Raw genomic sequence first — 15,452 nt, forward strand, 5'->3', positions numbered from 1 at the left:
CCGTCCGCGGCGAGCACTACCCTTTCGTTTTGCAGGCCTGCCTTGCCAGGCCGTTCCCTACTCGTAGCTAAGAACAGTAGATGACTGACACTTTGCCAGGCGCTGCCATCCCGAATCCGCTGGATGAAGCCGCCATCACCGCCGCCGTCGAGGACGCCATTGCTGCTATTGCGGCTGCTTCCTCCCTTGAAGAACTCAAGGCTGTCCGCCTCGCCCACACCGGTGAGAAGTCGCCGCTGAGCTTGGCCAACCGTGAAATCGGTGGCCTCGCCAAGGAACACAAGGCTGCCGCCGGCAAGCTCATGGGTTCATCCCGTGGCCGGGTCAACCAGGCGCTCGCAGCCCGGACCCAGGTTCTCGAAGCCGAGAACGACGCCCGCATTCTGGTGGAGGAAACTGTGGATGTCACGGCGGGTCCGCGTCGTCGGCGTGCCGGTGCACGGCACCCACTGTCCACGCTGCAGGATCGCGTCTCGGACATCTTTGTTGGCATGGGTTGGGAAATCGCCGAAGGCCCCGAGGTGGAGTCCGAGTGGTTCAACTTTGATGCCCTGAACTTCAAGCCGGACCACCCGGCGCGCGAAATGCAGGACACGTTCTTCGTGGAGCCACCCGAAGCCCACTTGCTGATGCGCACGCACACGTCCCCGGTGCAGGTTCGTTCCATGCTGGAACGCGAAGTGCCCATCTATGTTCTGTGCCCGGGCAAGGTGTTCCGCACCGATGAACTCGATGCCACGCACACGCCTGTCTTCCACCAGTTCGAAGGGCTGGCGATCGACAAGAACCTCAGCATGGCGGACCTCCGTGGAACGCTGGAGCACTTCGCCCGCCAGATGTTCGGCGACGACGCCTCCATCCGCCTGCGGCCCAACTACTTCCCGTTCACCGAGCCGTCCGCGGAGCTCGACATCTGGCACCCGGGTGCCAAGGGCGGTCCGCGGTGGATCGAGTGGGGCGGCTGCGGCATGGTCAACCCCAACGTCCTCCGGGCAGCCGGCATCGATCCGGACATCTATTCAGGTTTTGCCTTCGGTATGGGCATAGAGCGCACGCTCATGTTCCGCAATGAGGTCGGCGATATGCGCGACATGATCGAAGGCGACGTACGTTTCAGCGAGCACTTCGGGATGGAGATCTAACAGTGCGTATCCCACTTTCCTGGCTGCGTGAATTCGCGCAGGTTCCGGCCGATGCAACGGCCGAAGACGTCATGGCTGACCTGGTCAAGGTTGGTTTCGAAGAAGAAGAAGTCCACCGTCCCACGGATGAGCTGACGGGTCCCGTTGTGGTTGGCCAGGTTCTGAGCCTGGTCAAGGAGCCGCAGACCAATGGCAAGACCATCAACTGGTGCCAGGTCCGCGTGGTTCCCGAGGGCCAGGAGCAGACCCTTACCGGCGAGGGCATTGATCCTTCCGGCGTGCAGGGCATCATTTGCGGTGCCCACAACTTTGTTGAGGGCGACAAGGTTGTTGTCACCCTGCCGGGCGCCGTTCTGCCCGGAAACTTCCAGATCTCGGCGCGGAAGACCTACGGTCACCTGTCCGCGGGCATGATCGCTTCCGTCCGTGAGCTGGGTATCGGCGATGATCACGACGGCATCCTGGTGCTCTCGCGCATCGGACTGGACCCGGAAATCGGCTCAGACGCGATGGAACTGCTGGGTCTGTACGACCAAGCAGCCGAAATCAACGTCACCCCGGACCGCGGGTATGCCTTCTCCATCCGCGGTGTGGCCCGCGAGTACGCCCACGCTACCGGAACGTCGTTCACGGACCCCGCGTCCAAGGTCAACGCACCGGCTTCCCTGCAGGGCGGCTACGGCGTCAAGCTCAACGACGACGCGCCCATCTACGGCAAGCCCGGATGCGACCGCTTTGTGGCCCGCACAGTCCGTGGCGTGGATGCTTCCCGTCCCACACCGCCGTGGATGTCCTCCCGCCTTCGCCTGGCCGGGGTCCGCTCCATCTCGCTGCCGGTGGATATTTCCAACTACGTGATGCTTGAGTTGGGCCAGCCCAACCACTGCTACGACCTGGACAAGCTCTCGGGCGACATCGTGGTTCGTCGTGCGGTGGCCGGTGAGAAGATCACCACGCTCGATGACAAAGAGCGCACGCTTGACGTCGAAGATCTCCTGATCACGGATGACTCGGGTGCTATTGGCATTGCAGGCGTCATGGGCGGTGCACACACCGAGGTGTCCGATTCCACCACGAACATCCTGGTGGAAGCCGCGCACTTCGATGAGGTCTCCATCGCCCGGTCCCGTCGCCGGCACAAGCTGCCGTCCGAAGCTTCCAAGCGCTTCGAGCGCGGTGTTGATTGGCACGTTGCCAACATCGCTGCGCAGCGCGTCGTTGACCTCCTGGTGGAACTTGCCGGGGGTACGGCAGACGAGGCCGGGACCGACGTCGGAACCCCTCCTGAGGCTGTCACCATTGAACTGCCCGCCGAGTTCGCCGCCGCCCGGATCGGCATCGATTTCACCGAAGAGCAGATCACCACATCCTTGGTGGACCTGGGTGCAACTGTGGAGAAGACGTCGTCGGGTTACGTTGTGACCGCTCCGAGCTGGCGCAATGACCTCGAAACCAAGGAAGACCTCTCCGAGGAAATCGCCCGGCTGGTGGGCTACGACAACATCCCTTCAACGCTTCCGGTGGCGCCTCCGGGCCGTGGTTTGAGCCGCAGCCAGCAGCAAAAGCGCCGGGTAGTCCAGGCTTTGGCTGATGCAGGACTCACAGAGGTGTTGTCCTACCCGTTTGTCTCCAAGGCCGCCAACGACACCTTTGGCGTTCCAGCTGAAGGTGAAGCCCGGCCGGCCCTCAAGCTGGCGAACCCCATTAGCGAGGAACAGGGATACCTCCGGACGTCCATCTTGCCGGGCCTTATAGAGGTAGCCCGCCGCAACCACTCACGTGGTTTCCGCGATTTGGCTGTGTACGAGGCAGGTTTGGTGTTCCTCCCGGGCGAAACCCTGGGCGCGGATTCCATCCCGCCGCTGGGCGTCAAGCCTTCCGATGAGGTTCTGGATGCACTGTACGACGGCGTCCCGCACCAGCCATTGCACATCGCCGCTGTCCTGACCGGACATGATTCACCGGCCGCTGCGACGCACACGCCTCGGGCGTGGGATTGGGCAGACGCTGTTGACGTGGCACGCCTGATCGCCGATGTTCTGGGCGTGGAATTGGTTGTCAGCCAGGGAAGCCACCAGGCGTTCCACCCTGGCCGTGCAGCTCAGCTCTCGCTGCGCAACGGCGACGTAGTGGGCTACGCCGGCGAGCTCCACCCGAAGTTGCTGGCTGCGCACGACATGCCTGCCCGCTCCGTGGCGCTTGAGGTGAATGTGGAAGCGTTGTTCGAAGCTGCTGCTGACGTGATCGTGGCCAAGCACATCTCCGGATTCCCTGTTGCGACGCAGGACGTCGCCTTGGTTGTCCCGCAGGATGTGCCGGCAGACCAGGTTCTGGCAGCGCTGCGTGAAGGCGCAGGCGAGCTTCTCGAAGACGTTGCGCTGTTCGATGTCTACGCGGGTCCCGGCATTGAGGAGGGCAAGAAGTCGCTCGCCTTTGGCCTGCGTTTCCGCGCCGATGACCGTACTCTGACTGCGGATGAGGCATCCGAAGCCCGCGCTGCAGCCGTTGCTGTTGCAGCCGAGCGCTTCGGAGCTGTGCAGCGCTGATATTGCTCGCGATTGATCATCCCCGGAACCATATGGTTCCGGGGATTTTCTTTTATCGAGATTGAACTCCCAGCATCTTGACAGACTATTCATGCGTGTATGACAGTTTTGTCATGCACATGTGAAACATGTGTATCACATCCCTCGCACGGTTCCATAAGAGCCGTCCTTTGAAAGGTACCCATGAAGAAGCAGAACGTTGCTTTGCTTGTCGGGGCAGCAGTAATGGTCCTGACGTCCTCGTTTGGTGGAGCTGCAGTGGCGTCAGGGTCGACGCCCCAAGTAACCGCTGCCGAGGTTCAGCCCGTAGGGCACACGGTGGACAAGACGAAGACGTCGGGCTCAGCCGCATCCCCTCTGGCCGACAAGTACACCATTGCCGCACCCACCAAGAATGGCGGCGCTTCCACGGACTCAGTCATCGGCGCCGATGGCCGGGTAAGAATCACCAACACCACGGCAGCCCCCAATCGCTCCATCGTGCAGATTGAGTTCAACGGCGGCTACATCTGCTCCGGCGCGCTGATCTCCGATGACACCGTGCTGACGGCTGGACACTGTGTCCATGAGGGCGGCACCGGCTCCGAGGCCGACTACTCCTGGGGCGTCAAAGTTGCCCCAGGTCGTAATGGTTCAACCGACCCCTACGGCACATGCGGTGCAACGGAGATCTTCACGGACCAGCGCTGGATCGACTCGGCGAACACCAACGCCGACTGGGGCGTCATCAAGCTCGACTGCACTATCGGCAACACCACCGGCTGGCTCAACTACACCGGTACCACCGCCAGCCTGAATGGAACCAGCACCACAGTGCGCGGCTATCCGGGAGACAAGGCATTCGGCACCATGTGGTCCATGACCGGACCCATCGAGAGCACGCAGGCGGAAAAGGTGTTCTACAAGATGGACACTTATGGTGGCCAGAGTGGTGCCCCTGTCTACAACAATTCCACCACCATCGTTGCCATCCACACCAACGGTGGCAGCTCCAACTCAGGCACCCGCATCACGCCTACGCTGGCGAACTACCTGACCTCGGTGAAATAGCCCAGCTGAGTTAACCCGCCAACAAGTGTTCCCCGCAGTGTGATCCTGACTGCGGGGAACACGTACGTCCGAGGGTGGGGCGCGGGAGAAGCGGCTACAGTTTGCTGGGGAGAAAACCGGAGAGGAGGTCGGGATGGACAGCCCGGTGCTTGAGCTGCGCGAACTCCATCTTGTGCCTACCCCTGGTGCCAGCTTTAAGGGTCTCGGTGAACCAGCCCAGAAACGCGCACTCCGTTTCGCCAACGCCAAGGACCGGGAAGAATTCGTTGCCGGCCGGCTCGCTCTCCAGCGCTTCGCCGCCGCGCTCCTCGACTTGGACCCTGCCCGGCTGGTGCCGAACTATCACTGCCCGCAGTGCGGCCCCCGCCAGGACCACGGTCGCCCTGGGTTCATGCTCGACGGCGGTCCGGCACCTTTGGTGCTGAGCGCGTCCCGGGCGTCGGGCTGGGTGCTGCTGGCCGGCGTCGTACATCCAGCGGATGGCCTCCGGCTGGGAGTGGACCTTGAAGTGGTCGGCCAAGCAGCGTTCGAAGGTTTTGACGATGTCGCATTGACCGTAAACGAGAGAAACTTTATAGCGTCCACCCCGCCCCGGGATCGATCCAGCCAACGCGCCCGGCTGTGGGCGCGCAAAGAAGCCTGGCTGAAAATGACCGGTGAAGGTTTGAGGCACAATCCCGCGGAGCTGGATGTGCTGGACCGTCCTGGCCTGCGGGACATTACGGGCGCTGAAATTCCTGACGGGCTCGTCGCAGCCCTGGCTATCGGCTGAGGATTACGGAAGCGCGGGCAGCGCGGACTGGTAGAGCCACGGCCGAAGAATCGAGGCAGCATCGAAACCCGGTATGAACGAATCTGCAGCTACTACAAAGGATTCTGTTGATACTGATCCGTGCCTGTTCAAGGCAGTCCAGTGCTGAAGGAAACCAAAGAACGCCTCGTCCCCGGCTGCCATCCGCACAGCGTGAACGGCCAGGGCACCCCGCTTGTAGACGCGGTCATCGAACATCAGCTCGGGACCGGGATCGCCTACCAGCAGATCCTGGGGACCGGCGCTAAGCCTCTTCCACGCGGCCGTTGCCCGCGCGGACACCGTCATGGTGCGGGATTCTTCTGACCACAACCACTCCGCGTAGCAGGCGAAGCCCTCGTGCAGCCAAATATCCTTCCAGCTGGTGACCGTGAGGGAATTACCAAACCACTGGTGGGAAAGCTCGTGGGCGATCAGACGCTGGGCATCCCAGGTATCACGCATATGGTTTCGGCCGAAGATGGAGACGGTTTGGGCTTCGAGAGGAATTTCCAGTTCGTCCTCGGTCACCACTGAGGTGTAGTCGGCGAATGGGTACGGCCCGAAGCAATCCTCAAAGGTGCGCATCATGTCCGGCTGGCGCCGCAGGCCTTGAAGAGCATCCACGGCCAACTCGGGCGTGACTGCGACGAACTGCGGCACCCTGTGATGGGTGTCGTCCACGTGCAGCGGAACCTTGGCGTAGCGCCCGATCTGCACTGTGGCCAGGTACGTCGCCATGGGCTCAGCCTGCTCGTAGACCCAGGTTTCCCTGCTCGACTTGCGCGAGTGGGAGATCAGCCTGCCGTTGCACACGGGACGGTAGTTGTCGTCAGTGGTCACGGAGATGAAGAAGCTTGATTTGTAGCGCGGATGATCATTGCAGGGGAACCAGGACGCCGCGCCGTTGGGCTGTCCGGCCACCAGGACGCCGTCGTTGAGTTCCTCCCAACCCACATCGCCCCAGAGGCCGCGGCGCGGCTGCGGATTGCCGTCGTAGCGGATCTCGAGGGAGAACTGCTGGCCCGCCTTGAGCGGTGACGCGGGGTTAAGCACCAGGTGTTCGGCCCGGTGGCTGAACTTCTGCAGCTTCTTGCCGTCCAGCTGAACCTTGCTGGCCCGCAGGCCCACCAGGTCAAGAACAATCTGCGGCGTAGCTTCCAAGGCTGTGCAACGCAGGACCGCCTTGCCGATCAGCTTGTTGCTGCCCAGCCTGACATCGAGGTCCAACTCGTACCTGTCCACGCGGTAGGCGCTGCTGCCGTGGTTCAAGGCGTAGGGGTCGGCTTCGGTCGTGGGAGTGGTGATTGGTGCGGCCATATCCGTCCAATCTACTTCAGGCGCGGCGCTTGTGCCGACGGACCCACCCAGGGGCTCACCGGGTTGCCCATCCAATACGAACCGGCCGGGACGGTTTCGCCGCGCATGACCAACGACGCCGGGCCAACGGTTCCGCCGTTGCCGATACTGGCCGCGGGGAGGATGACGCCATGCGGACCCATGGTGGCTCCGTTACCGAGCGTGACGGTGTCAAGGCTCATGACACGGTCGTGGAAGAGGTGTGTTTGGACCACGCAACCACGGTTGACGGTGGAATTCTCACCGAGGGTCACGAGGTCGGCTTCGGGGAGCCAGTAACTTTCGCACCAGGTGCCGCGGCCGATTTTCGCGCCAAGTCCGCGCAACCACCACACCAAGGCAGGAGTTCCTGCAGCAGAGCGCGCAAACCACGGGGCGCTCACCATCTCGATGAAAGTATCCACCACCTCGTTGCGCCAAATGAAGGAGCTCCACAACGGGTGCTCGCCGGCCCGGATGGTCCCCACCAGAACCCATTTGGCCACGATCGAACTCAGTGCAGCTACGGCCCCTGCTGCCAGCATCACCACACCACCAAGGACGGCTGCCAGCCAGTAGCCCCATCCGCTCGCTATCCAGTCCAGCACCAGCATGACACTGAGGGCGATGGCGACCGTCAGGATGACAGGCACCAAACGGCACAGTTCCCACAAGGCCCGCGCAATCTTGAGCCTGCGGGGAGGCTGGAACGTGCGGGTTTGGTCAGCGGCCACCGCGGTGCGGCGCAGCCTGACGGGCGGGCTGCCCAGCCAGGAGGTGCCTGACTTTGCTTTGGCCGGGGTGGCGGACAGTACCGCAACAAGGGAGTTCTTGGGCACGTTTCGTCCCGCAGCGGTCATGCCCGAGTTGCCAAGGAAGGAGCGTTTCCCTATTTTGGCTGGAGCAATCTTCATCCAGCCTCCACCGAGCTCGTAGGAGGCCACCATGGTGTCGTCAGCCAGGAAGGCGCCGTCGCCGATGGTGGTCATTTTCGGAACAAGCAGCACCGTGGAGGCTTCCACGTTTTTCCCAACTTTGGCCCCGAGGAGGCGCAGCCACATCGGTGTGAAAAGGCTGGCGTAGACCGGGAAGAGAAGGTCCCGGGCCATGTCCAGAAGGCGTTCCGTGGCCCAAACCTGCCAGCCAACGCGGCTGCGGACCCGGTAGTAGCCCTCTTGTAGGCCCAAGCCCAGGAGCCGGGCAACTACCAGGATGAGAATCAGGTTGCCGAAGAACCACACCAGGGCGGCCAGCGGGACAGCCAGGGCAATCTGTGGAAGTGCTGTTTGCAGCGATTCGTTGCCTTGGATAAAGGCCAGGATCACCAGCGCGCCGGCGAATGCGGAGATATAGGGAATGAGGGCCAGCAGAGCCGAAGCGCTGGCGAAGGCGATCAACCAGAACCGGTCAACCACGGACCGCCGGCTGACGGTTTTCGGCCATTCGTGCTTGGCTTTACCACGGCGCTCCGCGGGGGAGCCGGCCACGAGATGTCCGGCTTTCACTTTGCCCAGCACGGCCGATCCAGCATCGACGTGGGCACCGGCCCCAATGGTCGCTCCGGGCATCAGGGTGCTTCGTGCTCCCACAACGGCACCAGCTCCCACATGGATTTGTCCGATGTGGACGGAATCCCCGTCCACCCACCAGCCGGAAAGGTCCACTTCGGGCTCAATGTTGGCTCCGCTGCCCAAAGACAACAGGCCGGTGACCGGGGGCAAAGAGTGCAGGTGGACGTCCTTGCCGATCTTGGCACCAAGAGCGCGTGCGTAGTAGGGGACGAAGGGAGCACTGGCCAGGCCTATGGCACCGGAAAGGTCTTGAATTTGCTCGGCGAGCCAGAGCCGCAGGTGAGTCTTCCCGGAACGCGGATAGGTGCCGGGCTGGATCTTGCCAAGCAGCACCTTGGCTGCAACCACTGAGATTGTCATCCGCCCCAAGGGGCTGACAAAGATGAGCCAGGATACTGCGATCCACCACCAGGACACCACGGGTGCTGCAGCAAAGCCGGCAAAGTCCGCCAGCAGCTTGTTTGCAGCCATCAGGTAGGTCAGCCACCGCATGCCCACCAGGATGTGCAATGGCACGCCCATCAGCACCTGGAATATTTGCGACTTCAACGCAGTAGGGCGGACGGTGCGCTCAGCAGCGGGCCCCGGCAGGCCGCCGTCGGGGAGTGATTGCCGTGCGGCCTCGATCAGCGCGCCGACGCGCGGCGTGGCATAGATATCAGCCACGGTGATGGTGGGGTAGCGGACGCGAAGGGCGGAAACGAGTTGGGCTGCAGCCAGGGATCCGCCCCCGTAGACGAAGAAGTCAGCGTCGAGCGAGCTGACCGGGGTGCCCAGTACCGCCTCCCACTGTTCTACAACCCAGCGTGCGTCATCTGGAAGGTTCAGCGGCGCGTTGCCGGCCTCGGTGGCGCCCGCTCCTGCAAGTGGCCAGGGGAGTGCGTGGCGGTCAACTTTGCCGCTGGTCTTGGTGGGGAGCGAATCCACCACGGTCAGCAACGGGATCAACGCGGCAGGGAGGCTCTCGCCCAGGAGCCGGCGTGCCTCCTCCATGGACACTTCATGACCGTCAGCGGGGGCCAGGTATCCAACAAGGATCTGATTACCGGCCGCCGTCGTCTGCACGGCCGCAGCGGCACCGGCAACGCCAGGCAAGGACTGAAGCGCTGCATCTACTTCGCCCAGTTCGATCCGTCGCCCGCCTAGCTTGACCTGTTCATCGGCCCGGCCCATGAAGATCAAGCCTTCCGCTTCGAAACGCACCAGGTCACCGGAGCGGTAAGCGCGGTCCCATCCCAGCGAGGTCATGGGAGCGTACTTCTCTGCGTCCTTGGCGGGATCGAGGTAGCGGGCCAGTCCCACGCCGCCGATGATCAGTTCCCCGATCTCGCCTTCAGCCACCGGAACGCCCTGCGGATCGACGACGGCGAGGTCCCAACCATCCAGGGGCAAGCCGATCCGCACGGGGCCAGGTCCGCCAAGGGGAGCAGCGCAGGCAACGACAGTCGCCTCAGTTGGGCCGTAGGTGTTCCAGACCTCGCGGCCGTCCACGGCGAGGCGTTCGGCCAGCTCGGGCGGGCACGCTTCGCCGCCGAAGATGAGGAGTCGGACGTTTTCCAGCGCTTCAGCCGGCCACAGAGCCGCAAGGGTGGGCACCGTGGACACGATGGTGATCCCATGGTTGATGAGCCACGGCCCCAGATCCATGCCGGTCCGAACCAGGGCTCGTGGTGCGGGTACCAGGCAAGCTCCGTGACGCCACGCCAACCACATCTCTTCGCACGAGGCATCGAAGGCTACGGACAGGCCGGCAAGCACCCGGTCCTGGGGTCCAATGGGTTCAGCCTGGAGGAAGATCCGGGCTTCGGCATCGACGAACGCGGCCGAGGAACGGTGCTTAACGGCCACGCCCTTGGGAGTGCCGGTAGATCCGGAGGTGAAGATAATCCAGGAATCGTCGTCCAGCCCGGGCTTGGTCGCTGTGGAAACAGGCTCCTGTGCCCTTCCGGATAGCTGGATCTCCAAGCCGGCGGCGATGACTGCCCCCACCTTGGCCTCTCCGAACACCAGGCGGGCACGCTCATCGGGGTCGTCGGCATCCACGGGAACGTAGGCGGCGCCGGCCATCAGGATTCCCAAGATGGCGATGTAGAGTTCGTTGGTTCCGGAGGGGATCCGGACGCCGATCTTGTCTCCCCGTCCAAGCCCTAAAGTGTTCAACCGTGCGGCGAAAGCCTTGACTGCCTTCAGCAGCTCGGTATAGCTCAAAGACTTATGGCCGTCATCCAGCGCCGAGGCCTCGGGGAAGGACTCAGTGGTCTCTTCCAGGATGTCCACGAGGGTCCGCCCGGCGGGTGCTGCGGTGCCGCCCGGGAACTGGGGGCGATAAGTGGTCAAGGCAGGCGCCGGCCCGGCTCCCACGGGATGTTCTGTACTCACGGGCACAGCTTTTCGCAGGAAGGTGAACAACAGGTGTCAGACGTTTCCTGCACGTCACATGGTGTTGTACTGCTGTTCGCCTGTAGATAACCGGTTGTTAGGGAGCCGGGCATGGCAGTCAGGGCACCAAGAGCACTTTGCCGGTGGTGCGGCGGCCTTCAAGGTCCCTGTGTGCCTGGGCTGCCTCTGCCAGTGGGTACGTAGCGCCCACCCTGACTGCGAGGGTGCCGTTGGCAGCGGCGTCGAAAATTTCCGCTGAGCGCCACCGGCGTTCCTGGGCATTCTGGACGAAGTGCGCCATGGTGGGCCTAGTGAGCGTTAGCGAACCCGCGGCGTTCAATCGCTGGGGATCAAATGGCGGTACCGGGCCGGAGGCTGCGCCGAAGAGCACCATGGCGCCTCGGATCCGCAGGCTCTTCAGGGAGTCGTCGAACGTGTCCTTGCCGACTCCGTCGTACACCACGTTGACGCCCTGGCCATCGGTGAGTTCGCGGACCTTGTCAGCGAAGCCCTCGTAACGGAGCACTTCATCGGCGCCGGCCAGTGAGGACAGCTCCGCTTTTTCGTCCGAGGAGACGGTGGTGATGACGCGGGCTCCGCGGGCCTTCAGGAGTTGCGTCAACAGCAGGCCAACGCCACCTGCGCCGGCGTGAAGCAGAACGGTGTGGCCCGGCTCTACACGGAACGATGAGTTCATCAGGTAGTGCGCGGTGATGCCCTGCAGCGGCAGGGCTGCTGCCGTGTGATCGTCGACGCCGTCAGGTACCGGAAGTGCCTTGCTCGCCTCCACGATGGCGTACTCCGCGTAGGTTCTGGACCCCTCCGCGGTGGCAATGCGGTCACCAATGGAGAATTCCTCCACCCCATCGCCAACGGCCTCCACCGTACCGGCGGCCTCCGCACCCGGGGTAAAGGGGTAGTCCACTTTATAGGCGCCGCTGCGTTGGTAGGTCTCAATGAAGTTGACCCCGGCAGCTGCGACCTTGATCAACAGCTGGCCGGGGCCAGGCTTCGGTATTTCCACAGATGCGTACTCAAGGACCTCAGGTCCTCCGGGCTGCTGTGCAACGATGGCGTGCGTCATGGTGGCTCCTTAATCCGGGGCGGTCCTTCCGGTGCCCGGTTTCAGATTCCATCCTAGGGAAGGTGGGGCTTCCCTTGTGGAACGCCTAGAAGCGTCCGTGCGTCGAAGCTACCGGGCAGTCGAAGCCGCGGCCTGCTGCCAGGCCTACCTCGTTGAGGTATCTGACCACGATGCCATAGGACTGCATCAGACTGGTCTCGGTGTAGGAAATGGAGTGCTTGGCGCAGAACTCGCGCACGATTTTTGTGGCCTTGTACAAATGGGGCCGAGCCATGTCCGGGAACAAATGGTGCTCCACTTGACGGTTGAGCCCACCCAGGAGGAAGTCCATGAAGAGGCCACCGCGGATATTCCGCGAGGTCAGGATCTGGCGGTTGAGGAAGTCCACGCGGCTGTCCTTGGGAAGGACGGGCATGCCTTTGTGGTTCGGGGCGAAAGAGGCACCCATGTAAAAGCCGTAAACCATGATCTGCACGCCGAGGAAGGCGAAAGCCATGCCGATGGGCAGGAACGTGAAGGCCAGTACGGGGAGGGCGGCAAGCCTGGCCACAAGGATGGGCGTCTCTACCCAGCGGTGGCGTACTTTCTGCTTACCGAAGACAAAACGGAGGGAGTCGAACTGCAGGCTCAAGCCCAGGAGCGTCAGGAGTGGGAAGAAGAACCAGCCCTGCTTCTTGGTGAGGAAAGCAAGGCGGCCCTTACGCTCAGCTGCTGCGTCTTCGTAGAACACCAAGGCGTTGTTCCTGATGTCCGGGTCTTTGGAGATGACGTTGGGGTGGTTGTGGTGGGCTCCGTGCTTCTGTTCCCACCAGGAGTAGCTGATGCCGGCAACGCCGGTTGCCAAGAGTCGGGCTGACCAATCGTTGGCGCGGCGCGAAGCGAAGATCTGCTTGTGACCTGCCTCGTGGGCAAGGAAGCTAAGCTGCGTGCAGAGGATGCCGACAGCAGCGGCGATCAGGAGCTGGTACCAGGAATCGCCAATGAGGGCGAAGCCAAGCCAGGTGCCGGCCATAAGGAGGACCAGGGCCACGAAGACCCAGATGTAGAAGCCGCTACGGCGTTCGAGGAGTCCAGCCGACTTGACGGTTTTGAGGAGCTCTGAGTAGCTCTGGACAACGGGATTGGGTTGGATTGCGCGAGCTTTGGGGCGCTCAGCGGTGGACGTGGGTGACATAAATGTGCCCCGTATCGCTAACGGGCAACGCTGCAGCCGACGTTCGGACTGCACGGTCTGGATCACCCTCCACTAAGCATACGTCCATTCTCCAAAATAATGAGACTGCTCACATCCGCATGCATAAATATCGGACAGCATGAATATTCTTGCTGTACAGTGGAGTCATGACTATTTCTGTTGCCGTCTCCGGTGCCAGCGGCTACGCCGGGGGAGAAGTGCTGCGCTTGCTGGCTGGCCATCCGAACGTCACCATCGGTGCCATCACCGCTCACAGCAACGCCGGTTCCAGACTAGGGGAGCTACAGCCGCATCTCCACGGTTTGGCCAGCCGGATTCTGGAAGACACCACGGTGGAGAACCTTTCCGGGCATGACGTTGTGTTTCTGGCTCTGCCGCACGGCGCCTCCGCCGAGATCGCTGCCCAGTTGCCTGAGGGGACGGTAGTGATCGACGCCGGTGCTGACCACCGCTTGCAGGACGCCGCAGCGTGGGAAAAGTTCTATGGCTCCGCTCACGCGGGCACCTGGCCGTACGGCCTCCCTGAGCTCCCCGGGCAGCGTGAAGCACTTAAAGGTGCCACACGCATTGCTGTGCCCGGCTGCTACCCGACGTCTGCCCTGCTGGCTTTGACGCCGGGGTTCGCCAACAATCTCCTCCTGACGGACGACGTCGTGATTGTCTCCGCCTCGGGAACCTCGGGCGCCGGCAAGGCAGCCAAGGTCAACCTCATCGGCGCCGAGGTCATGGGTTCCATGAGCCCCTATGGCGTTGGCGGCGGACATCGGCACACCCCGGAGATCGAACAGGGACTGTCCAATGCGGCCGGTGAGCCGGTGACGGTATCGTTCACGCCCACGCTGGTTCCGATGAGTCGCGGTATCCTCACCACGGCAACGGCCAAAGTTCGGCCGCAGGCTGGACGCAGTGTCACTGAGGCCGAGCTACGCCAAGCCTGGGCGGACGCTTACGACGACGAACCGTTCGTGCACCTCCTCCCCGAAGGCCAGTGGCCCACCACGAAGTCAGTTCAAGGCTCCAATCACGCCGTGATGCAGTTGGCTTTCGACTCCCACACGGGCCGCGTGATTGTCACGTGCGCCATTGACAACCTCACCAAGGGGACCGCCGGCGGAGCCGTGCAGTCCATGAACATTGCCCTCGGCCTGGACGAAACCGCCGGCCTGAACCTGCAGGGAGTTGCACCGTGACCATTACCGCCCCCAAGGGATTCCGCGCCGCAGGCATCAAAGCCGGCATCAAGGCCTCGGGCAACCCGGATTTCGCTCTGGTAGTCAACGACGGGCCGCAAAAGTCCGCTGCCGCCGTTTTCACCTCCAACCGCGTGGCTGCTGCGCCGGTTCACTGGTCACGCCAGGTGGTCAGCGACGGACGTGTGGATGCAGTGGTCCTGAACTCCGGCGGAGCCAACGCCTGCACCGGTCCCCAGGGCTTCCAGAACACCCACGCCACCGCCGAGAAAGTGGCAGAGGTGCTGGGAGTCTCAGCTTCCGACGTCGTGGTGTGCTCAACCGGCCTGATCGGTGAGCAGCTGCCCATGGACAAGATCCTTCCCGGTGTGGAGGCAGCTTTCCGTGAACTGTCCGAAGATGGCGGCTCCGCTGCCGCCACAGCGATTATGACCACGGACAGTGTGTCCAAGGAAGCAGTCTTCAACGGCACTGATGCCCAGGGCAAGCCGTTCACGGTCGGCGGCATCGCCAAGGGCGCCGGCATGTTGGCACCGGGCCTGGCCACCATGCTGGTGGTCCTCACCACCGACGCCGAAGTTCCGGCAAATGAGCTGGACGTCGTCCTCCGCGACGCCACACGCGTCACCTTCGACCGGGCTGACTCGGACGGCTGCATGTCCACCAACGACACCGTGGTGCTGCTGGCATCCGGGGCGTCGGAAGCTCTGCCCTCTGCGGAGCAGTTGAGTGAAGCGGTCACCCACGTCTGCGCCGAACTGGCGCGCAAGCTCATCGGTGATGCCGAGGGCGCCAGCCACGACATCGCTATCCGGACCTTCAACGCCGCCAGCGAACGCGATGCTGAAATCGTCAGCCGCAGTGTTGCCCGCTCCAACCTTTTCAAGGCAGCCATTTTCGGCAAGGATCCCAACTGGGGTCGCGTTCTCTCAGCGGTGGGAACAACGGATGCCGTGTTCGAGCCGGACCAGCTCAACGTCGCCATGAACGGCGTGCAGATTTGCCGCAACGGCGCAATCGGTGATGACCGGAATCTTGTGGACTTGGAGCCCCGCGAAGTATTGGTCGAAATCGACCTTCAGGCCGGCGAGGCCGAGGCAACCATTTGGACCAACGACCTCACGCACGATTACGTGCACGAGAACAGCGCCTACTCGAGCTGAGCGG

10 protein-coding genes are annotated in these 15,452 nt (G+C 62.9%); 6 read left to right on the forward strand and 4 right to left on the reverse strand.

What is annotated here, in order from left to right:
• Window positions 1-80 precede the first annotated feature (80 nt).
• The 4 genes from pheS (at window position 81) to LDN70_RS07960 (ending at window position 5,510) form a co-directional block, all read left to right on the forward strand.
• Window positions 81-1,142 carry a phenylalanine--tRNA ligase subunit alpha gene (pheS, locus tag LDN70_RS07945; protein WP_142939605.1) on the forward strand — a complete coding sequence of 354 codons (1,062 nt, stop codon included), beginning with the start codon at window positions 81-83 and terminating at the stop codon, window positions 1,140-1,142.
• Window positions 1,143-1,144: 2 nt separating this feature from the next.
• On the forward strand, window positions 1,145-3,688 hold the full coding sequence (gene pheT, locus LDN70_RS07950) for a phenylalanine--tRNA ligase subunit beta (protein ID WP_223942249.1): 2,544 nt from the start codon (window positions 1,145-1,147) through the stop codon (window positions 3,686-3,688).
• A 183-nt stretch (window positions 3,689-3,871) separates the two neighbouring features.
• Window positions 3,872-4,738 carry a trypsin-like serine peptidase gene (locus tag LDN70_RS07955; RefSeq protein ID WP_223942250.1) on the forward strand — a complete coding sequence of 289 codons (867 nt, stop codon included), beginning with the start codon at window positions 3,872-3,874 and terminating at the stop codon, window positions 4,736-4,738.
• A gap of 133 nt (window positions 4,739-4,871) precedes the next feature.
• On the forward strand, window positions 4,872-5,510 hold the full coding sequence (locus LDN70_RS07960) for a 4'-phosphopantetheinyl transferase family protein (RefSeq protein ID WP_223942251.1): 639 nt from the start codon (window positions 4,872-4,874) through the stop codon (window positions 5,508-5,510).
• A 3-nt stretch (window positions 5,511-5,513) separates the two neighbouring features.
• Here LDN70_RS07960 and LDN70_RS07965 read toward each other — a convergent pair whose 3' ends face one another.
• The 4 genes from LDN70_RS07965 to LDN70_RS07980 all read right to left on the reverse strand — a co-directional run bounded on the left by LDN70_RS07965 (window position 5,514) and on the right by LDN70_RS07980 (window position 13,074).
• Entirely contained in the window at window positions 5,514-6,848 is a 1,335-nt protein-coding gene (locus tag LDN70_RS07965) for a M1 family metallopeptidase (RefSeq protein WP_223942252.1), read from the reverse strand.
• An 11-nt stretch (window positions 6,849-6,859) separates the two neighbouring features.
• On the reverse strand, window positions 6,860-10,816 hold the full coding sequence (locus tag LDN70_RS07970; RefSeq protein ID WP_223942253.1) for a Pls/PosA family non-ribosomal peptide synthetase: 3,957 nt from the start codon (window positions 10,814-10,816) through the stop codon (window positions 6,860-6,862).
• Between the two features lie 118 nt (window positions 10,817-10,934).
• Window positions 10,935-11,900: a quinone oxidoreductase family protein gene (locus LDN70_RS07975; RefSeq protein ID WP_142939595.1), complete on the reverse strand. Its 966-nt coding sequence runs from the start codon at window positions 11,898-11,900 to the stop codon at window positions 10,935-10,937.
• Between the two features lie 85 nt (window positions 11,901-11,985).
• On the reverse strand, window positions 11,986-13,074 hold the full coding sequence (locus LDN70_RS07980; protein WP_142939594.1) for a fatty acid desaturase family protein: 1,089 nt from the start codon (window positions 13,072-13,074) through the stop codon (window positions 11,986-11,988).
• 167 nt (window positions 13,075-13,241) lie between these two features.
• Here LDN70_RS07980 and argC point away from each other — a divergent pair, with 167 nt between their 5' ends.
• Window positions 13,242-14,285, forward strand: a complete 1,044-nt coding sequence (argC, locus tag LDN70_RS07985) for an N-acetyl-gamma-glutamyl-phosphate reductase (RefSeq protein WP_142939593.1) — start codon at window positions 13,242-13,244, stop codon at window positions 14,283-14,285.
• On the forward strand, window positions 14,282-15,448 hold the full coding sequence (argJ, locus tag LDN70_RS07990) for a bifunctional glutamate N-acetyltransferase/amino-acid acetyltransferase ArgJ (RefSeq protein WP_223942254.1): 1,167 nt from the start codon (window positions 14,282-14,284) through the stop codon (window positions 15,446-15,448). The genes argC and argJ overlap by 4 nt, the downstream gene beginning before the upstream one ends.
• The last annotated feature ends 4 nt before the right edge of the window (window positions 15,449-15,452 follow it).

This window comes from Arthrobacter sp. StoSoilB22 (assembly GCF_019977315.1).
GTDB lineage: Bacteria > Actinomycetota > Actinomycetes > Actinomycetales > Micrococcaceae > Arthrobacter.